We start from the raw sequence: 19,163 nt of genomic DNA, 5'->3' as shown, positions 1-19,163 counted from the left end.
CCCCGGGCACCAGCGTCACGCCGGTGGCGACGCCGCAGCCGACCGCGCCTGCCGCAGCGGCTGCGGCGGCACCTGCTGCGGCTGCAGCGCCGCCGACGCTGCAGATGCCGGCGGGCGACATCCCGAGCGAAAACCCGCTTCACTCGATCCAGAACGGGAATTGAACCGTGGCCACGCGGAACGGCACGACGCGCGTCGGCGGCACCGGTCGTCACGGCCGGCGCGGCTTCACGCTGATCGAGATGGTGATCACGCTTGCGCTCGTGGCCATCCTTGCGCTCGCGATCATGCCGTTTTCCGAACTGATCGTGCAGCGCCAGAGGGAGCAGGAGTTGAGCGCCGCGTTGCGCGAGATCCGCACCGCGCTCGACGCATACAAGGACGCGAGCGACGCAGGGAAGATCGACAGGGACGCGGAGGCATCCGGCTATCCGCCGTCGCTGACCGTGCTCGTCACGGGCGTGAAGGACGCGCGGGATCCGAAAGGCGGCCTGTTGATGTTCCTGCGCCGGGTGCCGCGTGATCCGTTCTTCGCCGGCGACCCGGATACGCCGGCCGAGGACACCTGGAACGTGCGCGCGTACGGAACGCCACCGGAACAGGCGGCCGGCGACGCGTCGGGAATCGCGGAGGCCGGCAAGGACGTGTTCGACGTGACCTCGAAATCCGATCGCGTCGGCATCAACGGCATTCCGTACAAACAATGGTGACCGTAGATCATGAAACCCGCTCGCATGCGCAGGCCTCGCGGATTCACGCTGATTGAAATCGTGGTCGTGATGGCCATCATCGGCCTGCTTCTGACGTTGGCGGTGCCGCGTTACATGCATGCGATCGAACGCGGCAAGACGCAGGTGCGGCAGCAGAATGTCGCCGTGATGCGCAATGCGATCGATCAATACTACGGCGACAACGGCGAGTACCCCGAAACGCTCGACGAACTGGTCGCGAAGCATTACCTGCGCTCGATCCCGCTCGATCCGGTGAACGGCGACGACAAATGGGCGGTGATCGCTTCGCCGGACGAGACCAAGCCGGGTGTCTACGACGTGGCGCCCGCGAGCAGCCCGCAGGGCGAGCCGCCGCATGCGGCGGGAGCGGCGAAATGAGCGATGCCGGCCGGGCTGCCTGCCGCATTACGCATGTGAAGGCGCACGCAAGGGTGCGCGCAAAGGTGCACGCGATGCGCTGCCGCCCGCATGCCGCGCGTCAGCGCGGGCTCGTGCTGCTGGCGCTGCTGATCGCGCTGATGCTGATGTCGATCGCCTTGTCCGGCGCGCTGGATGTCTGGGCGCTGCAACGGCGCCGCGAGCAGGAGAAGCAGCTGCTGTTCGTCGGCGACCAGTATCGGCGGGCGATCGTGCGCTACTATCAAACGGGTCGCGCTTACCCGACCTCGGTCGACGATCTGGTGGACGATACCCGCTTTCCGAAGCCGATGCATCATCTGCGCCGCGCGTATCCGGATCCGATCACCGGACGCAACGACTGGAGCTTCCTGTGGCGGGCCGATCGCTTATATGGCATCTACAGCAGCTCGGATCAGGCGAGCGTCAAGCGCGCGGGATTCCCGCAGCGCTACTCGGATTTCGAGGGCGAGGAGACTTACAGAAAATGGAAGTTCCTTTACCTCGCACCCGGCCTGAGTTTGCCGGCCAGCGATGCAGTGGCGGCCGCGCCCGCTCAGGCGGCCAGCTTTCCTAGCCTGTCCGGATTCGCGGGCGGATTCCTGCCGGGGCAGGCCCCGAGCGGCCTGCGGTGACGGAGGGTACGCAAGCGTTGCGAGCCCGCCCTGATCGGAAGTCGACGACGATAGCGACGATGAACGGCGCCATTGAAAGCAGGGCGCCGACGCCCGTTCGAGCCGCCCCGTGGTTGACACGTCCGCAGCACGCCCGCTAAAGTCGCGTCGCGGGGCGGTGGGTCAAGCACACCCCAGGAGCAGGCAATCGATGTTCCCGGACTACGGGGCTACCCCGTGGATGAGATCGACTCCCCGATGCGTCGCAAGAGCCCGATTGCGCGTTGCGCAAAGCAGCTCTCGCAGCACCGCGCACGTTGACTCATCGTCCCGCCCGTCGACTTCCATGTATTCGTCCCTGTACGACATCACGCGCACACTTGCCGAGGCCATGCTCGCCGGACCGCCTGAAACGGACGGCGTCGCGGCACGCATGGCGGCAGTGCTCGGCGATGCGCCGCCGTGGGTGCACGCCGTCGCGCGCGACGCGATCGAGCGCTTCGGTAATCTCGGCAAGCAGTGGGCGGCCATCGAACCGAACGATTTGTCGCTGCTCGTCGCCAGCGCACCGGGATTCGTCGCCGCGTGGCACAGCGACGCGCGGCCCACGATCGTGCGCATCGTGCTGCGCCCGCCGCAGCAACAGCCGCCGCCGCCCGCGCTCGATGCACCCGATCTTCCCCGGTTGCCGACGCTGGGCGATCTCGCTGACTGGCTCGGCCTGAGCGTACCCGAGCTCGACTGGCTCGCCGATCGCTGGCGGGTCGCGCCCCGCAGCGAAACGCCGCTGCATCACTACACGTACCGCGCGTTCGACAAGCGCGGCGGCAGTTGCCGTCTGGTCGAGATTCCGAAAGGGCACCTGCGCGAAGCGCAACGCCGCATCCTGCACGGATTGCTCGATCGCGTTCCGCCGCATCACGCTGCGCACGGCTTTCGCAAAGGGCGCGGCATCGTGTCGTTCGCCGCACCGCATGCGGATCGCGACGTCGTGATCCGCTTCGATCTCGCCGATTTCTTCGTATCGATCCGTGCGGCGCGAATCCACGCGCTGTTCCGCACGCTCGGCTATCCGCTCGAAGTTGCAAGGGCGCTGACCGCGCTGTGCACGAACCGCGTGCCGTCCGCGCGACTGCTTGCGCCCGACCTGCGCGACAGGCTCGACTGGTCCGGCCGTCAGCGCTATCGCAACCGGCATCTGCCGCAGGGCGCGCCGACGTCGCCCGCGCTCGCGAACCTGTGCGCATTCCGGCTCGACACGCGGCTTGCCGCGCTGGCGCATTCGCTCGACGCAACCTATACGCGCTATGCCGACGATCTCGCGTTTTCCGGTGGCGCCGTCCTGGCACGTGCGGCCGAACGGTTGCCGGCCAGGGTCGGCGCGATCGCGCTCGAGGAAGGGTTCGCGCTGCAGTGGCGCAAGACGCGCGTGATGCGGAGAGGCGTGCGGCAACGGCTCGCGGGCGTCGTCGTCAACCGGCACCCGAATCTTGCCCGCGACGAATTCGACACGCTGAAGGCGATGCTGACCAACTGCGTCCGGCATGGCCCGGCGTCGCAGAACCGTGTCGCGCATCCGGACTTTCGTGGCTATCTCGCGGGACGCGTCGCGCACGCGACGATGCTCAACGATGCGCGAGGAGCGAAGCTGCAGGCGATCTTCGACAGGATCGTCTGGGACGCGGGTGACGGCGACGCGTGAGCGGGCCAGGATCCGTATTTACCCTGAAGCTCCACACGCAAAATTCTCTCGCATCACGGCTGCAAGCAGGTCGGCGCACAGATATGTCTTGCATGCATCCCTGCAGCCCAAAATGCATTGGCCGGCTGTTCACGCTTCTTATAGTGTCTCCTCACATCCTCGACAAGCAACCGGGCGCTGTACGGCAGACCGTCGACAGCGAGTGGTCCCCGGGAGTCTGCCGGATGTGCTTGTGGAATCGTCGGCGGCCCAAGCGATAAACAGAACGTCGACAAGATCACATAAATAGGAGTCCGGCATAAGGATTCCGTGGAGACGAAAAAACGTGAACCAGATAAACGTGTCTGAATTCATCGCGAAAAGCGATTTCCGGCGGTTTCATTTTTTCCTGCTGATTATCGGCTTCTTCTGCGTCATCTTCGACGGCTACGATACCGCCGTATTCGGTGCAATCCTGCCGCCGATGATGAAGGAATGGCATCTGTCTGCCGTGGAGGCGGGGGCACTGGGCAGCTACAGCCTGTTCGGCATGTTGTTTGGGGCCTTCACGTTTGGCGTGCTCGCCGACCGCTTTGGCCGCAGGCGGATGGTGGCGGCCACCGTGATCCTGTTCAGCCTGTTCACGGCACTCGGCGGGGTTGCGCCAGGGCCAAGGCTTTTCGGATTTTTCCGCTTCATGGCCGGGCTCGGCCTGGGGGGTATCCTGCCGAATGCGATCGCGTTGCTCACCGACTATTCCCCTAAAAAAACGCGCACCACCATCACGGCGATCGTGATGTGCGGATACTGCCTCGGCGGCATGCTTTCCCCGTTCATCGGCATCCTGGCGATCGGGAGCTACGGCTGGCGATTCGTGCTCTGGATGGGGGCCGTGCCGCTGATCTTTCTGCCGCTCGCATACCGGTACATGCCGGAATCGAGCTTTATCCTGCTGCGCGAGGGACGCAGGCAGGAATTGCTGGCCGTGCTTGCGCGGATCAATCCCGCAGCCAGGATCGAACCTGACGCGCGGCTGTACGAGGAACACGAGGCGAGCGAGCGGATTCCTGTCGCCGGGTTGTTTGGTGAAGACCGTGCGTTGAGCACCGCAATGTTTACGGCAGCCATCTTCTTTCACCTGATCCTCGGCTATGGCCTGATCAACTGGCTGCCCAAACTGATGCTGGAAGCAGGCTTCACGATGAATTCGAGCCTGATGTTCCTGATCGTGCTGCAGTGTGGCGCGATCGTCGGCACCGTAGTCATGGGTTATGCGGGCGATCATTATTCGCTCAAGCGAATACTGGTCGGCCTGTATCTGCTCGGTTCGGTGACGATGGTGCTGTTTGCATTGAACCGGAATGCGACCGTGGCCTATGTCCTGATTGCGGTGGCAGGCGTGCCAGTGGTTGGTGCGATGAATCTGGTGCAGGTGTATATCTCGCAGTTCTATCCCGCATTCGTCCGCTCGACGGCCATGGGGTTCTCGTCAAGTGTGGGGCGTATTGGCGGCATGCTGGGTCCGCTGCTGGCGGGATGGCTGGTCGACATGTCGTTCTCGATCCACAGCATGTTCTTCGCTTTCGCGATTCCGGGATTGCTCTCGGCACTGTCGATCTCCGCAGTCCAGACCCGTTACTCCACTGACCGGTCCCGCGACGAGCAAGCGGAAATGGTGATGCAACTGATTGGCGACGTCGAGAAGTAAGCACAGAACACCGGTCCGTTCAACGCGTCGCGCTCTTCCTGGATCCACTGAATGCAGCCGACCATGTCAAGCCGTACCTAGTTAGGAAATCTAATGAAGATGAATGGAATCGTTCAGGCGGCGTCCGCTTCGTCAACGCTCGTCGATGAACCACGCTTTCCTTTGGCTCGCCGCGACCACCGTCGGTCGGCACGACCTGCGGTCAACGTCGATCGCGTATCTGCGCGTTCGACGAAATCCGTTTTCGCGCTTTTCGCGTTGAGTGCCTTTGCGGGCATGGCTCATGCACAAAGCAGCGTGACCCTCTTCGGGGTACTGGATGGCGGCATTCTTTACGTGAACAACATGAAGAATGCGGCCGGCAGCGGCGGAGGATCCGTGTTGCAGACCCTCAGCGGGCCGTTGCTGGCGCCGCGCTGGGGCTTGAAGATCGACGAAGACCTCGGCGGCGGCCTGCTTGCGATCGCCAAGCTCGAAAACGGGTTCGACCAGTTCAGCGGCTCGTCTCTGCAAGGCGGGCGCCTGTTCGGTCGTCAAGCGTGGGTGGGGTTGTCCTCCGCACAATACGGCACGCTGACAATGGGGCGGCAATACAGTGCGTTACAGGATTTCTTCGGCCCCTTGCTGGCGGCGGCCGCCCTGACCGGATCGGCGTTGCACCCGATGGATAACGAGGGCTTCCTGACCTATCGCACCGACAATTCGGTCAAGTACTTGAGCCCCGTCTACGCGGGCTTGCAGGCAGAAGCGATGTATGCGTTCTCGAATTCCACGAATTTCGGGAGTAACCGTTCGTGGAATGCCGGTGCGACCTATAAGAACAACAATCTGCAATTGGCGGTGGCCTACGTGCGCCTGAGCCAGCCAGCCATCGATACGACTGGCGCAACGCCGTCGGATTCGTACTTCAACCCGGCGAAGATGCCGTTCCTGTCATCGGCGCGGAACGTACAGGCATGGGGGGTGACGGGACAATATATCCTCGGCGATACGACGCTCGGCCTGATGTATACAAACACGCATTTCGACAATCCGAGCCCGACCGCCACCTCGTTGTTTTCGTCGTGGACGGGCAGCGGCGGTGGCACAGGCTCGGTGCATTTTCAAAATATCGAGGGGAGCGTCAGTTACAAGTTCAGGCCCTGGCTGATCGGCGGGGTCGCGCAATCGTACACGCACGCAACCGAGGGCTCGGGAGCGGGAAATTACTGGCAAACGACTATGGGCGTTTCGTATTTTCTTTCGAAGCGCACAAACGTCTATGTGGATGCGTTCTATCAGCGAACGTCAAGAAATCTGAATGCGTGGATTGCGTTGACCGGTGCCCCGTCGAGCACGAACACGCAACTTGCAACCGTGTTCGGTCTTTGCCACAGATTCTGAAGCCAGTCATGCATCGCATGCATGGCCTCACCCGAAATAGCATTTCACACCGTATTTTCCGATGGATATCATGAATTCATGGTTAATCGGGTGCGGCAGTACGATGAACAGAATACGGAGTGGAGACATGTTCAATACCGTAAGTGAAGCCGATTTCAAGTCCGCGATGAAGAACCTGGCCGCGGGTGTCACGCTGATTACCAGTGTTTCGAATGCGCAGCGTGGCGGCATGACTGCCACGGCGGTTTGTTCGCTGTCCGCGGCACCCGCGCAACTTGTTGTTTGCGTGAATCGCCAGAACACGACGCATCAAATGATCGTGGAAAGCCGCAAGTTCTGTGTGAACGTGCTGACGGCGGACCAGAGCGAGGTTGCCCAGCGGTTCGCGAATCCCCTCGCACGCGCGGAGCGCTTCGGGTGTGACCGCTGGTCGGTCCTGAAGACCGGTGCACCGGTGCTGATGGACGCGTTGGTTGCGTTCGATTGCGAGCTGGGTGAAGCGATCGAATCCGGTACGCATTCGATTTTCATTGGCCGCGTGGTGGACGTTCACGCACTGGAACAAAACTCGCCGCTGCTCTATTACCGCAGCGGCTATGCGGGTATTACGGCGCACGCCTGATGACGGGATCGCATCAATCAATCACGAACCGCGAATGATGGGGTAAAAATGGTTACTCAGCAGGTTAATGAAAGCAATGGGCTGGCGCTCCTTCCTTCGAACCGGATGGTCGACGACAGCTGGATGAACAGCACCGAGCGCGCATTGTTCAACGAGGCGCTGGCGCTCGTCGGGGTCCTGAAGGAGCGTGAGGCGGATTGCGTGAATCAGCGCAACGTGCCGAAGGCTACGGTAGACCGTTTCCGGGAAACTGGCCTCTCTCGTATTCTCCAGCCCAAACGCTATGGGGGGCTGCAGAGTTCGCCGCTGCTGCTGTCGCGCGTGGTCGAAGAACTGGCGATGGGGTGCCCTTCGAGCGCATGGGTGCTGTCGGTTTTCGGTGAGCATGCATGGGTCGTCGGCTGCTTCCCGGAGCGGGCCCAGGAAGATGTCTGGGGTGCGAATCCTCTTGCGGTGGTCGCGTCGAGCCTTGCGCCCCGCGCGACGGCTCAGCGCACGAAGGGCGGATATCGCATCACGGGGACCTATCCGTTTGCAAGCGGGTGCAGGCATGCCGAGTGGCTGATCGTTGGCGCGTGGGTCGAGCATGACGGTGGGCGTTCGCTGCAGTACATGCTTGTCCCGATGTCGGACGTGACGATTCTCGACGACTGGCAGACGCTGGGCCTGCGTGGCACGGGCAGCAATACCGTTGCGCTCAATGAAGTGTTTGTGCCGGAGCATCGCATGGTCAGCGATGCGGGTCTCAAGCGGGGGGAGACCCCCGGCAGTGCCGTTCACCCCGATTATCCGCTGCTGAAGGCCCCCCGGGCAGCGTTCGCGATCTTTACGCAACTGCCGGTGACGCTCGCGTTGGCGCGCCTCGTGCTCGAACACACCGGTCTCACGATGCGCGGCCGCGTATCGCGCGGCATGACGACGCTTTCCGATTCGCAAATCATTCAGTGCAAGCTGGGCGAAGCTGCTGCGGACATCGATGCGGCGATTTTTGTCGCGCATCGCCGTCACGGGCATGTGGCCGATCTGATCGCATCCGGCAAGGTCGTCACCACGCAGGATGCGCAGGCGGCGCATCGCGATTCGGTGTGGGCCAACCGGGTCGCGCGCCGTGGCATCGAGACCCTGGTGTCGACGAGCAGCGCCGAGATCGTGCACGACCGCAATCCCCTGCAGTCGTGGTACCGCGACTCCCTGACCACGGGTTCTCATTTCGGTGCGAACTGGGAGGCCGCGATGGTTCCGTACGGTCGCATGCTGCTTGGCATGGCGGGATAACGGATGCCGAGCTTAATTCGATACATTCTAGTTTATAAGGACTTCTGACGATGATTGAGCAAATTGAAGATATCGATGTTCAGGATGTGGTCTATCTGAAGCACGACGACGTCGAACTGCTGGCGCGCGTCTACACGCCGGCGGGTGAGGGCCCGTTTCCGGCGGTGATCGAGTTGCATGGCGGAGCCTGGAGCAAGTTCGACCGCACGCGGGGCAAAGCGGTGCACGAAACGCTGGCCCGCTCGGGTCTCGTCGTGGTGTCGCTCGATTTTCGCCAGGGAGCCCAGGGGGCATATCCGAAATCGCCTTCCGACATCAACTACGGGATCCGCTGGCTGAAGGCGAATGCTGCGCGCTTCAACGTAGATGCCGAACGCATCGGGCTGTCCGGCAATTCGAGCGGCGGCCATCTGGGCATGCTCGTCGCGATGCGTCCGCATGACGCACAGTACGCGTCGATTCCGCTGCCGCCCGGCTCGCCGGACGTCGACGCGACTGTCAGCTGCATTTCGATGCTGTGGCCGGTCATCAACCCGTACGGCCGCTATCACTACGCAAAGCGGCTGCTGGCCGAAGGCAACGCGCCGGACTGGGCAGCCGAGGTGATCGGCCTGCACGACGCGTACTGGAACACGGAAGCGAACATGAAAGAGGGCAGCCCGACGCTGATTCTGGAACGCGGCGAAGCCGTCAATCTGCCCCGCGCCCTGTGGGTGCTCGCGACCGACGACGATGTACACAACTACCACGACATCGAGTCGGAAGTGCCCGGCACGGAGGCCGATCGCTTCATGCAACGCTACAGGGAAGCCGGCGGCGAGATCGAGCTGGCTGTCTATGAGGCGCCGATGATGTTCACCACGATGCACCCGACGCTGCCCGCCTCGGTCGCAGCGATGCAGCGCGTGGTCGACTTCGCGCATCAGAACCTGTCGAAGTAAGGCCCGTGCGGCGGTGGACTGCCGGTAGCGGCGTCCGATCGGCATCAGAGAAAGACATGAGACGGAGACGGCAGCGATGCAGCAAGAAGAACGTTACGACGTAGGTGGTGTGACCTTTGCGCGTCCTTTCAAGACGGTGCGACTCGGCCACCTGGGAGTCTGGACGGCAGACACGGAGGCCAGCGAGGGGCGTCTCGTCGACCTGTTCGGCCTCCATCAAACCGAGCGGATGACCAGCAAGGAAGGCGAACTGCTCGGGTGCTTCACGACCTGCAATACCGATCACCACGCGCTGGTCGCGATCAATCCTGCGACCGCCGATCCGGAGCGCCGGGCGTACTACGAAGCGGGCGCGACCCTGAACCAGATCTCGTTTCAGGTGAACAGCCTGCGTGAGGTCAACGACGCCTATCGATTTTTCAACGCCACGGGTGTCAAGGTCCAGCGCATCGGCCGGGATCTGCCGGGTAGCAACTGGGCAGTTTATGCGTACGACCCGGATGGCCACCGCGTCGAACTGTTCTATGGCATGGAGCAGATCGGCTGGCAACGCCGCAGCAAGCCGGCGGCGATGTACAAACACTTGCCGTATCGGGAATTCGAGCTGCCGATGAAACCCGAGGCGCTCGAAGTGGCGGAAGCCCGCGACGACAACATCGATCTGCTCGCAGGCTACGGCCGTGATTCGGCGCTGCCGTACCGCTTCGATGTTGGCGGGATTCTGCAGCAGCGTCCGTTCAAGGTCAGCGCCATTGGCCCCGTGCGCCTGTTCTGCGCCGACCTCGATGCTTCGGAGCGCTTCTATACCGAAACGATCGGCCTGACCCGGTCTGCAGACGTTCAGTGGGACGGCCATCGCTGCGTGTTTCTGCGCGCGGGGAGCGAGCATCACAGTATTGCGCTCTATCCGGTGGCGCTGCGCGACCGGCTGAAAATGAGCAGCCGGACAGTGCTGATGAGCCTCGGCATGCGCGTGCAGACCTATCGACAGTTGAAGGATGCCCGTACGTTTCTGCGCGAAGCCGGCCTGACCGAGGTTCATCTGCCGGCGGAGCTGCATCCGGGTATTGCGTACACGGTGCATTTCATGCTCGACGACATCCACTGCATCGAGTTGTATTTCGAAATGGAACAGTTCGGCACCGGGCCGGTGGTGCGAGCGTCGGGCGACGAATGGCCCGATCAGTTGTCGGGCAGTGCATCGAGTTATGCGGAGCAGGCCCGGCCCGGCCCGATGGCCTGAGCCGTGCAGCGGGATCCGCGAGCTGTTTCGCCGGCACACCCGTCCATGAGACTGTCGTTTAATTCGACAGGCCCAACCTACATCGATAAGGATTGCGAAAAATCATGAGGCTGATGAGCTTTGAGATCGACGATGTCGAGAGTTTTGGTGCGGTAATTGAAGCCGGGATTGTCGATTTGAAGCGTCTGTGCAACGGGCGCTACGCCGATCTTCGCGCGGTCCTGGCAGCAGACGCGATCGGGGAACTGGGCGCGATGCTGAAAGGGCGACGTGCCGATTATCCGCTCGATCTCGTGACGCCGCTGCCGGTGATTCCGAACCCGGGAAAAATCTGGTGCTGCGGTCTGAATTATTACGAGCATGTCGACGAGTGCGGCGTCGAACCCGCCAACGCGCCGCTGTTCTTTCTACGCACGAGTAGCTCGCAGGCCGCTCACTGCACACCGGTGATGCGTCCGCGCGAATCCGAACAGTTCGATTTCGAAGGCGAGATGGCGATCGTCATCGGCAAGCCGGGGCGCCGGATCGCAGCCGACGAAGCCCATCGCCATGTGGCCGGTTACGCCTGCTACAACGACGTCAGCGTACGTGACTGGCAATTGCGTACATCTCAGTGGGATGCGGGCAAGAACTTCTGGCGCACGGGCAGCTTCGGCCCGTGGCTCGTGACCGCCGACGAGATCCCGTTCGGCAGCGATCTGGCGCTCGTGACACGTCTGAACGGCACCGAGGTACAGCGATCCTCGACACGCATGATGATCCACGACATCGCTGCGCAGATCGCACACCTGTCGACGATTGCGCCGCTCGAAGCCGGTGATGTGATCGTAACCGGCACGCCGGGGGGCATTGGAGCGATGCGCAAGCCGCCGTTCTGGATGAAGGATGGCGACGTGGTGGAAGTCGAGATCGAACGCGTTGGCGTATTGCGCAACATGGTCGTCGCCGATTGAGACGGACGGCGCCGCGTAAAGGTCTGGCGCAAAGTCCGCCGGTCGCAAAGATATCTGAAAGGTATCTGAATGAAAGAAACGAGTACAGATAGCGCCATCGTTTTCGGAGTCGAAGGGCGCGTTGCCACGATCACGCTGAATACGCCGCGGCGCGGTAACGCTTTGTCGATTCCGTTGATGCACGGGTTTCGTGCTGCGCTGCAGGCGGCACAGCACGACCCCGACATAGCGGTGATCCTGCTGCGTGCGAACGGCAGGCATTTCTGCACGGGCGCCGATCTCGGCTGGGCCGCTCGCGTGCCAGGCGAGGAAGCTCAGTGGCACGAGGGTAACGAAGCACTGGTGGCATTGCTGAACGAACTGTACAGGTTGACGAAGCCGGTGGTGGCCCAGGTGCATGGCACGGTGCTTGGGGGAGCGGTCGCGGTGCTTTGCCTGTGCGATGACGTGATTGCGCTGGGCGACGCGGGTTGGGGTCTGCCGGAACTGAGGCTTGGTCTCGTGCCGTCGGCGATCGTACCGGTACTGCGTCAGATAGCGGCTCCTCACGTCATCAGGCGTCTGCTGTACGACGCAGCACCGTGGACCAGCGTCGATGCGCATGCGTTCGGGATCGTGACCCGACTTGCGACCGGCGAGACGCTCGACGCCCTTGTACAAGCACGCATCCAGGCGTGGCTCGCCTTGCCGTCGGCCGGTTTCGCGGCAACCAAAGGCTGGATGCGCGAACTCGATGCAGATGATTTCCGCAACGCGTTGGAGCGTGGGCACGAATACGCGGCATCCCTCTGAATCCTGAAGACGAGAATCGACATGCAAGCAAATCCTGTCATGGACCGGATCGACGCAATCGCCGCGACGCGGATGAAACGCGCCCGTGAAATCCTCACGGAGCTGAACGCAGCCGGCGGCCGGACATATACAGCGCTGCTGCACGAGCGCACGCGGCAGCGCGTGACACAGCCAGCCGTCGTGTACCGGGGGCGCACATTGACGTATGCCGGGTTGCTGGATGCGGTCGACATTGCGCGACAGCGCCTGCACGAGCTCGGCGTGCGTGAGCAGCAGGCGGTGGCGCTGCTGATGAACAACAGCGACCATTATCTTGTCTGGTATCTGGCCGTGCTCGGGATCGGCGCTGTCGCCGTGCCGCTGAACAATCGCCTGGTGGGGGGTGAGCTCGCATTCATCATCGGGCACTCGCAGAGCATCCTGATCATTTCCGAGCCGGCTTTCGCCACGGTGCTTGGGCGGGTTCGCGACGTGCATGGGCTTGCCGTGCCGGAACTCGTGGTCGATGTCGACACTCCGGTAGCGGTGGCCGGTGCTCGGCCGTACCGGCAGGAACCGTGCATCGACGCGAATGCACCTGCGGCCGTCTATTACACCTCGGGCACGACCGGCAAGCCCAAGGGCGTGGTGCATACCCACGCGTCGCTGTTTGCCGACGCGATGCAATCGCCGGGCGCGTGGGAATATGACCACGACCATGCGCGTCTGCTGGCCGTGACCCCGCTCTTTCATATCGCGGCCCACACCTGTTTCTTTCCGGTGCTGTTCACGGGGGGCACGCTCTACATCGATCACTACGGCACGGAACGCGCGATCGACCTGATTCGGCGCGAGCGCATCACGGCCATGTTCGCGGTGCCGTCGATCCTCATGCTGATGGTCGACAAGGCGCGAGCGCTCGGCGTTGTCCTCGACAGCGTGAAGACCCTGGATTTTGGCGCTGCGCCGATGACGATCGCGCGTCTCGGCGAGGTTCAGGCACTGTTCCCGAACGCGTCACTCGTGCACGGCATGGGGCAGACCGAGTCTGGCGGCACGCTCGTGACGCTGCCGGGAGAGCTGGCCACCGTGCGTGCCGGATCGGTCGGCCTGCCGATGGCGGCGGTCGAAGTCGCGATCTTCGATCAGGAGGATCGCGAAGTTCCACGTGGTCAAGTTGGCGAACTCGTGGCGCGCGGCCCGAACGTGATGCGAGGGTATCTGCGCGACGACGCGGCTACCCGTGCCACGTTGCGCAATGGCTGGCTGCATACGGGCGACCTCGGCTATCAGAGCGAAGAGGGGCTGATTACGCTGGTCGATCGCAAGAAGGACATGATCATCAGGGGAGGCGAAAACATCTATTCGAGCGAGGTGGAGCAGGTGCTGCTCAAGCATCCGCTCGTCAAGGCGGCGGCCGTCGTCGGGCAACCCGACCCGCTGTTCGGCGAGCAGGTGTGCGCGTTCATCGCCACGGACCCCGAACATCTCCCGCCATGCGCCGACGCGTTGCGCGCACATTGCCGCGAGTGGCTTGCTGATTACAAGGTCCCGGTGACGTTCCGCTTCGTCGACGTCATGCCGCTGAACTCGACAGGAAAGATCATGAAGGCCGAATTGCGCGCCATGTTAACTGCAACGGAGCAGGACGATGCCTGAACAAGTGAACCATCCCGAATTTGATGCGATTGTGATCGGCGCCGGCATTACCGGCATGTACCAGACCTGGCTGCTGAACAGGATGGGTCTGAAGGTACGGGGCTACGAGGCCGGCTCCGATGTCGGAGGAACGTGGTACTGGAACCGGTATCCGGGGTGTCGCCTGGATACGGAAAGCTATGCCTACGGTTACTTTGCGCTCAACGGCATCATTCCCGAGTGGCAGTGGAGCGAACGCTTTGCCGGTCAGCCCGAGTTGCTGCGTTACGCGCAATATGCGGCCGACAGGATGGACGTGCGCCAGCACTATGAATTCCAGGTACGCGTGAGTGCAGCGTACTTCGACGAGACGCAAGACTGCTGGCGACTGACACTTGAAGACGGCCGCAGTGCGAGCTGCCGGTTCCTTCTTTCGGCGGTCGGGCCGCTGTCGGCGACACGCATGCCGGCGATTCCGGGGATCGATTCCTTTGAAGGGCAGTCGTTCCATTCTTCACGCTGGCCGCGCGACGATGATGCCGCGCGCCATACCGACTTCACAGGCAAGCGCGTTGGCGTGATCGGCACAGGTGCGACGGGCGTACAGATCATTCCCGTGGTTGCCAGGACAGCGCAGCAACTGTATGTGTTCCAGCGCACGCCCAACTGGTGCGCGCCGCTTGGCAACCATCCGCTTGATCCCGCGCTCGTCGATCAGTTGCGCGGCAAGCCTCATGATTTCCTCGCGTTCATCAAGACGACCGAGACGGCATTTCCGTATCAGCGTCAGCCGAAGAAGGCCATCGACGCGAGCGCCGAAGAGCGTCATGCGTTGTTCGAGTCGCTCTACGACATGCCGGGATATGGTATCTGGCTGTCGGGCTATCGGGACTTGCTGACCAACAAGCAGTCGAACCAGTATCTGGCGGACTTTATCGCGGACAAGATCCGCTCGCGCGTCAACGATCCCATCATTGCCGAGAAGCTGATTCCGAAAAATCATGCGTTCGGCACGCGCCGCGTGCCGATGGAGACGCGTTATTACGAGGTGTATAACCAGGACAATGTCGAACTTGTGGACATTGGTGAGTCGGCGATCGAGCGCATTACGCCGAAAGGCGTGATGGTCGGCGGCAGGGAGATCGAGCTCGACGTGCTGATCTTCGCAACCGGTTTCGACGGTGTGACCGGGGCGCTCGACCGTATCGACATCCGCGGCAAGGGCGGCAAACGTCTCAAGGATGTGTGGGCTGACGGTCCGCAGACCTATCTCGGCCTTCAGATCACCGGTTTCCCGAACCTTTTCACGCTCGTGGGCGCGCATAACGGCGCATCGTTCTGCAACATCGGGGTATGCGGAGCGCTTCAGGTCGAATGGGTGACGCGAATGATCGACCATATGCATCGCAACGGGCTGGAGTATGCCGAAGCCGCGCCCGACTATCAAACGGCATGGACCGAACAGGTGTACCAGGTTTATGCGAAAACGCTGCTTGCGGACAGCGACGCATGGTGGGCGCGGGTGACCCAGAATCCGGATGGCACGGTGACAAAGCGCGCGCTGATCTATGTGGGCAGCGCGCCCGATTACCGGGAACAGTGCGAAAAGGCGGCCGAAAACGGCTACGAGGGCTTCGTGCTGCGTTGATGTATTTCGGTGATTCCCGAATGGTCGATCACACGTGACCACGTCTAAGATCGCATGCGAAAGAGAAGTTTGTTCCAAGGGCCAGACCGGACCGCACCGGGTGGCCCGACGCCATGGCAACGGAGGCAGCATGCGGTCGAAACTTTCGCGGTACATGACCAACCTGGAGCATTTCGCCACGGTGGTGGAGTACGGGAACATCAGCGCGGCATCGTCCGTCCTTGGCATTACGCAACCGGCCCTGACGCGCAGCATCATGCGGCTCGAGGAAGTGCTCGGAACCCAGGTGCTGCTTCGTTCTGCGCGAGGCGTCAGTCCGACCGAGTGCGGCAACGCAATCCTGGGCCATATTCATGCCGCCGAATCCGAACTGAACAAGGCGCTCGCGATGGTGCAGGCGATTCGGGGTGACAATGAGGGGCGCATCACTTGCGGGGCGGGATCAGTGTCGATGAACCATATTCTGCCAACTGCGGTGAGCCGGGCGAAACGCAAGCTCGGAAGGGGCCAGCTCAATCTGGTGGAAGGGCGGACACAGGAACTGCTTGGCCGGCTGAAGAACTGCGAGCTCGACCTGGTGCTCGGCATCGAGCAGACGGACGGCCAGTTCGCTGATTTGTGCAGCGAGCGCTTGCTCGATGAACAGTTCAATTTCTGCGTGCGCGCGGGACACCCGCTCGCAAGTCGGGGCGAGTTGAACTTCAGCGACCTGGTAAGCCGCGAACAACTGGTGATGCCGGTGCTGAGTTCGAGTCCGGTCGAACGGGCGCTCAATCTCGAGCTGAGCCGTCATGGATGTGCACTTGGTAACAATAGAGTCGAGACGCTGTCGCACGCCGTCATGCGTCATCTGGTCTACGAGGACGACTACGTAGCGTTCTGTTCGTCGATCTGGTTCCGCGACGATATTCGCTCGGGGGCGCTCAAGGTGCTCAAGGGAAACTGGGACATCCCCCAGTTCGGTACCTTGCTGTTCCGCCGAAGCGGAGACGTGACGACGCCATGGTTGTCGTATTTCATCAACGAAATCAGGAATGCCGCGGTTGAACTCCGGAGTGGTGCCGAGCATGCAGCGGCCGGAGCGTAGGCCTTGGCATCCTGATGCTTGACTGAGGGGGCACGCATGAACGTGCAAAAGGTATCGGGTGTTGATAATTATGTAGTTATCCGTAACATATTCGAACATGGAATTTTGACCGACGACGGCGGGGCTCTTTCGGCGATGCCGGAAACGCAGACTGGACGGTTGAATGTCTGGTCATATGCGGAGCCCGCGAGAGCGGGCGCGTGTGGGGATGGCGAGTAATCCAGGCGGCCCGAAGCCATGTACATGCTGTTCGTTCCAGAAAGCGGCAGTAGAGATTCCCTTTGTGTTTACCGGTGCGGCAGCGTCTCTTATGATCAGACTCGCGGCCCGACCGTATTTGGGTCGTAGCGGGCGCACTCGCGAAACGACTACATACGCGCTCATCAAGCCAACCAAGGGATGAACCAACATGCTTCCATTTGAAATTCGACAGGCGACGGAATCGGATGCCGACCGCATCTTCGACGTACACCGAGATTCCGTCGTGCGGCTGTGCATCGGTAGTTACACGGCGGAGCAAATTCGCTGCTGGCTCGACGGGCGCAATGCGTCGATGTATCTCGCGGCCATTCGCAGGGGGGACCTGTGGGTGGCGGAAAACAACGGCCTTCTCGGCTTCGTGGAGGTGGAAGGCGAGGAACTGACGAAGCTGTTCGTACATGGTGAGCGAGCACAGGCAGGCGTCGGCAAGTCACTGCTGGAAAAGGCCGTATCGGAGATTTCGACACGCGGTCATGCGCGTGTGTATCTCGAGTCGACGACCAACGCTCGTCCGTTTTACGAACGACACGGATTCACGATTCTCGGGACAGGACATTTTTCACACGGGAATAGCGGTGTGGCGCTCGAGATCACGAGAATGGAACGAAAGGTTCCGCGCGTGTAGTGGCAGGGGCCGCCTCGTCAGCCCGTCCAGCCCGTCGGGCGCCGTGCTCGGTCAAGTCGCCGGGTCACCACCCTGACGTCGCCCCGATGCCGTTACGGCCGGCCGCGCAACACATCAGGCGCGGACGCCACAGATGCCGCGCGGCGCGCATGTCGCGCTTACGCGATCGGCAACAGCACTTCCGCGAGCTTCTTGCCCAGCACGTGATGCTGATCGGCCGAAAAATGAACGCCGTCCACCGGGCTGACTTCGATGACCTTGCCGATGTCCAGAAAGTGCGCGCCGGCATTTCGTGCGATCTGCTCGTACAGATTCGCGAGTTGACGAGACTTCACTGCGCCGCCCGCGAAGATTTCGCCAAGAAAGCCGACCTCGACAATAGGCGCCGGCGCCATGAGTAGCACCTTGGGTGCCTTGCCGGCCGGGCCTGCGTTGCAGGCGGCCAGTTCGGCAAGCAATACGCCAACCGAGATCGCAATGTCGGCGGGCGTGACCGAGAAGCGTGTTTTCAGGTCGTTCGTACCCAGCATCAGCACGACGACGTCGATCGGCAGATGGCTTTCGAGACACGGGCGCAGATACGACAAACCGTTCTTGTGCCGACCTTCGATCGGATCATCGTGCAAGGTCGTGCGCGCGGGAAGCCCTTCTTCCACTATCCGCCAGCCTGCACCCAGCGTTTGCGCGAGGACGCCCGTCCAACGGTCCTCGCGATCGAAGCGCTCCAGCACGCCGGGGCGCGTCATCGGACGCGTGCCGTGGGTGTTCGAATCGCCATAGCACAGTACGGTTTTCTGCGTCATCGTCATCTCCTCGGTTATCGGTTTCTCTCAGTCATCCAGCAGAACGACAAGCAGGCGCCAGCGGCAATCCGGGATGCTGCAATCGGTGGCACGCATCCCGCTCTCGTTCTGACGCGATTCAGTCCTTCGGCAGACGCAAAACGTCGAGGGCCTCTTTCGAGAACTCGACCCAGAACTCCTCGTGCGCGATGCCCGCTTTCAGCACCAGACGCCGAAGGCGCTGCGCACGTGATTCTGCGTCAGCCGGAAAATCGTGTGCGTCGATCTGCCGGTACAGGTCGAGCTTTTCCTGGTGCAGCGTCATGCGTCGCCGGATTTCTTCCTCCAGGCCGGCGGGGCCAAGCACCGCTTCCGCGCGCAGCCGGACCATCAGCGCTTCGCGCAGCGGCGTCGGATTGTCCTGCTCGGCGATCCAGCGTCGCAGTTCCTTCTTGCCGGCCGGCAGGATCCGGTATGCGCGCTTGCGGCCACGCCCCGACTCTTCCGGCAGTGATTCGATCCACCCCAGCTCCTCGAGACGACCCAGCTCGCGATAGATTTGCTGGTGGGTCGCCTGCCAGAAATAGCCGATCGAGCGATCGAAGCGGCCGGCGAGTTCCGAGCCGGAACCGGGACGTTCGGCAAGGGCGGTGAGGAGGGCGTGGGGCAGTGACATGACGAATCAAAGGAATCCGCGAGATTAGTCGCATCTTGCCATATTGGGGTCATAGGGTTAACCGCAGCAGGATTTGTTTATGCAACGTGTTGCATAAACAATAGCCTCGGACTAGTATCCATGCAACA

18 protein-coding genes are annotated in these 19,163 nt (G+C 62.1%); 16 read left to right on the top strand and 2 right to left on the bottom strand.

What is annotated here, in order from left to right:
- The first annotated feature begins 167 nt into the window (after window positions 1–167).
- The 16 genes from G3N94_RS23180 (at window position 168) to G3N94_RS23105 (ending at window position 17,577) form a co-directional block, all read left to right on the top strand.
- Window positions 168–710 (top strand): type II secretion system protein, encoded by a 543-nt coding sequence (locus tag G3N94_RS23180; RefSeq protein WP_205794893.1) that lies wholly within the window; start codon window positions 168–170, stop codon window positions 708–710.
- Window positions 711–719: 9 nt separating this feature from the next.
- The gene (locus G3N94_RS23175) at window positions 720–1,109 is read left to right on the top strand and encodes a type II secretion system protein (protein ID WP_205794892.1); all 390 of its coding nucleotides are present in this window, start codon (window positions 720–722) and stop codon (window positions 1,107–1,109) included.
- 116 nt (window positions 1,110–1,225) lie between these two features.
- Window positions 1,226–1,762 carry a type II secretion system GspH family protein gene (locus G3N94_RS23170; RefSeq protein WP_241022030.1) on the top strand — a complete coding sequence of 179 codons (537 nt, stop codon included), beginning with the start codon at window positions 1,226–1,228 and terminating at the stop codon, window positions 1,760–1,762.
- Window positions 1,763–2,087: 325 nt separating this feature from the next.
- Complete coding sequence (locus tag G3N94_RS23165; RefSeq protein WP_205794891.1) at window positions 2,088–3,443, top strand: reverse transcriptase family protein; 1,356 nt, start codon at window positions 2,088–2,090, stop codon at window positions 3,441–3,443.
- Between the two features lie 325 nt (window positions 3,444–3,768).
- Entirely contained in the window at window positions 3,769–5,130 is a 1,362-nt protein-coding gene (locus G3N94_RS23160) for an aromatic acid/H+ symport family MFS transporter (RefSeq protein WP_205794890.1), read from the top strand.
- A 93-nt stretch (window positions 5,131–5,223) separates the two neighbouring features.
- Window positions 5,224–6,513, top strand: coding sequence for a porin (locus tag G3N94_RS23155; protein ID WP_241022027.1), 1,290 nt, complete (start codon window positions 5,224–5,226; stop codon window positions 6,511–6,513).
- Window positions 6,514–6,640: 127 nt separating this feature from the next.
- Entirely contained in the window at window positions 6,641–7,135 is a 495-nt protein-coding gene (locus G3N94_RS23150; RefSeq protein ID WP_205794889.1) for a flavin reductase family protein, read from the top strand.
- A 48-nt stretch (window positions 7,136–7,183) separates the two neighbouring features.
- A complete protein-coding gene (locus tag G3N94_RS23145; protein ID WP_205794888.1) occupies window positions 7,184–8,410 on the top strand; it encodes an acyl-CoA dehydrogenase family protein in 1,227 nt (408 codons plus the stop codon).
- Between the two features lie 50 nt (window positions 8,411–8,460).
- Entirely contained in the window at window positions 8,461–9,351 is an 891-nt protein-coding gene (locus G3N94_RS23140; RefSeq protein WP_205794887.1) for an alpha/beta hydrolase, read from the top strand.
- Between the two features lie 76 nt (window positions 9,352–9,427).
- On the top strand, window positions 9,428–10,594 hold the full coding sequence (locus G3N94_RS23135) for a VOC family protein (RefSeq protein ID WP_205794886.1): 1,167 nt from the start codon (window positions 9,428–9,430) through the stop codon (window positions 10,592–10,594).
- A 104-nt stretch (window positions 10,595–10,698) separates the two neighbouring features.
- Window positions 10,699–11,547 (top strand): fumarylacetoacetate hydrolase family protein, encoded by an 849-nt coding sequence (locus G3N94_RS23130; RefSeq protein ID WP_205794885.1) that lies wholly within the window; start codon window positions 10,699–10,701, stop codon window positions 11,545–11,547.
- A gap of 69 nt (window positions 11,548–11,616) precedes the next feature.
- Window positions 11,617–12,339, top strand: a complete 723-nt coding sequence (locus G3N94_RS23125; RefSeq protein ID WP_205794884.1) for an enoyl-CoA hydratase/isomerase family protein — start codon at window positions 11,617–11,619, stop codon at window positions 12,337–12,339.
- Between the two features lie 39 nt (window positions 12,340–12,378).
- Complete coding sequence (locus tag G3N94_RS23120) at window positions 12,379–13,977, top strand: AMP-binding protein (protein ID WP_205794883.1); 1,599 nt, start codon at window positions 12,379–12,381, stop codon at window positions 13,975–13,977.
- The gene (locus G3N94_RS23115) at window positions 13,970–15,604 is read left to right on the top strand and encodes an NAD(P)/FAD-dependent oxidoreductase (protein WP_205794882.1); all 1,635 of its coding nucleotides are present in this window, start codon (window positions 13,970–13,972) and stop codon (window positions 15,602–15,604) included. Before G3N94_RS23120 ends, G3N94_RS23115 begins: the two co-directional genes overlap by 8 nt.
- A gap of 154 nt (window positions 15,605–15,758) precedes the next feature.
- Complete coding sequence (locus G3N94_RS23110; RefSeq protein ID WP_205794881.1) at window positions 15,759–16,691, top strand: LysR family transcriptional regulator; 933 nt, start codon at window positions 15,759–15,761, stop codon at window positions 16,689–16,691.
- Between the two features lie 409 nt (window positions 16,692–17,100).
- Window positions 17,101–17,577: a GNAT family N-acetyltransferase gene (locus G3N94_RS23105; protein ID WP_205794880.1), complete on the top strand. Its 477-nt coding sequence runs from the start codon at window positions 17,101–17,103 to the stop codon at window positions 17,575–17,577.
- A 158-nt stretch (window positions 17,578–17,735) separates the two neighbouring features.
- Here the strand turns inward: G3N94_RS23105 and G3N94_RS23100 are convergent, their stop codons facing one another.
- Window positions 17,736–18,380 carry an SGNH/GDSL hydrolase family protein gene (locus G3N94_RS23100; protein ID WP_205794879.1) on the bottom strand — a complete coding sequence of 215 codons (645 nt, stop codon included), beginning with the start codon at window positions 18,378–18,380 and terminating at the stop codon, window positions 17,736–17,738.
- A gap of 118 nt (window positions 18,381–18,498) precedes the next feature.
- Window positions 18,499–19,035, bottom strand: coding sequence for a PadR family transcriptional regulator (locus G3N94_RS23095; protein ID WP_205794878.1), 537 nt, complete (start codon window positions 19,033–19,035; stop codon window positions 18,499–18,501).
- Window positions 19,036–19,163: the final 128 nt, after the last annotated feature.

This window comes from Burkholderia sp. Ac-20353, assembly GCF_017104785.1.
Taxonomy (GTDB): Bacteria; Pseudomonadota; Gammaproteobacteria; order Burkholderiales; family Burkholderiaceae; genus Burkholderia.
This window is presented reverse-complemented; position numbering and strand designations above follow the sequence as displayed.

What these genes read in the sequence shown, in the direction of transcription:
- G3N94_RS23120 (WP_205794883.1), top strand. Translation starts at nt 12,379, where the DNA reads ATGGACCGGATCGACGCAATCGCCGCGACGCGGATGAAACGCGCCCGT.
- G3N94_RS23165 (WP_205794891.1), top strand. Translation starts at nt 2,088, where the DNA reads ATGTATTCGTCCCTGTACGACATCACGCGCACACTTGCCGAGGCCATG.
- G3N94_RS23125 (WP_205794884.1), top strand. Translation starts at nt 11,617, where the DNA reads ATGAAAGAAACGAGTACAGATAGCGCCATCGTTTTCGGAGTCGAAGGG.
- G3N94_RS23110 (WP_205794881.1), top strand. Translation starts at nt 15,759, where the DNA reads ATGACCAACCTGGAGCATTTCGCCACGGTGGTGGAGTACGGGAACATC.
- G3N94_RS23105 (WP_205794880.1), top strand. Translation starts at nt 17,101, where the DNA reads ATGCTTCCATTTGAAATTCGACAGGCGACGGAATCGGATGCCGACCGC.
- G3N94_RS23140 (WP_205794887.1), top strand. Translation starts at nt 8,461, where the DNA reads ATGATTGAGCAAATTGAAGATATCGATGTTCAGGATGTGGTCTATCTG.
- G3N94_RS23135 (WP_205794886.1), top strand. Translation starts at nt 9,428, where the DNA reads ATGCAGCAAGAAGAACGTTACGACGTAGGTGGTGTGACCTTTGCGCGT.
- G3N94_RS23130 (WP_205794885.1), top strand. Translation starts at nt 10,699, where the DNA reads ATGAGGCTGATGAGCTTTGAGATCGACGATGTCGAGAGTTTTGGTGCG.
- G3N94_RS23100 (WP_205794879.1), bottom strand. Translation starts at nt 18,380, where the DNA reads ATGACGCAGAAAACCGTACTGTGCTATGGCGATTCGAACACCCACGGC.
- G3N94_RS23155 (WP_241022027.1), top strand. Translation starts at nt 5,224, where the DNA reads ATGAAGATGAATGGAATCGTTCAGGCGGCGTCCGCTTCGTCAACGCTC.
- G3N94_RS23145 (WP_205794888.1), top strand. Translation starts at nt 7,184, where the DNA reads ATGGTTACTCAGCAGGTTAATGAAAGCAATGGGCTGGCGCTCCTTCCT.
- G3N94_RS23115 (WP_205794882.1), top strand. Translation starts at nt 13,970, where the DNA reads ATGCCTGAACAAGTGAACCATCCCGAATTTGATGCGATTGTGATCGGC.
- G3N94_RS23095 (WP_205794878.1), bottom strand. Translation starts at nt 19,035, where the DNA reads ATGTCACTGCCCCACGCCCTCCTCACCGCCCTTGCCGAACGTCCCGGT.
- G3N94_RS23150 (WP_205794889.1), top strand. Translation starts at nt 6,641, where the DNA reads ATGTTCAATACCGTAAGTGAAGCCGATTTCAAGTCCGCGATGAAGAAC.
- G3N94_RS23175 (WP_205794892.1), top strand. Translation starts at nt 720, where the DNA reads ATGAAACCCGCTCGCATGCGCAGGCCTCGCGGATTCACGCTGATTGAA.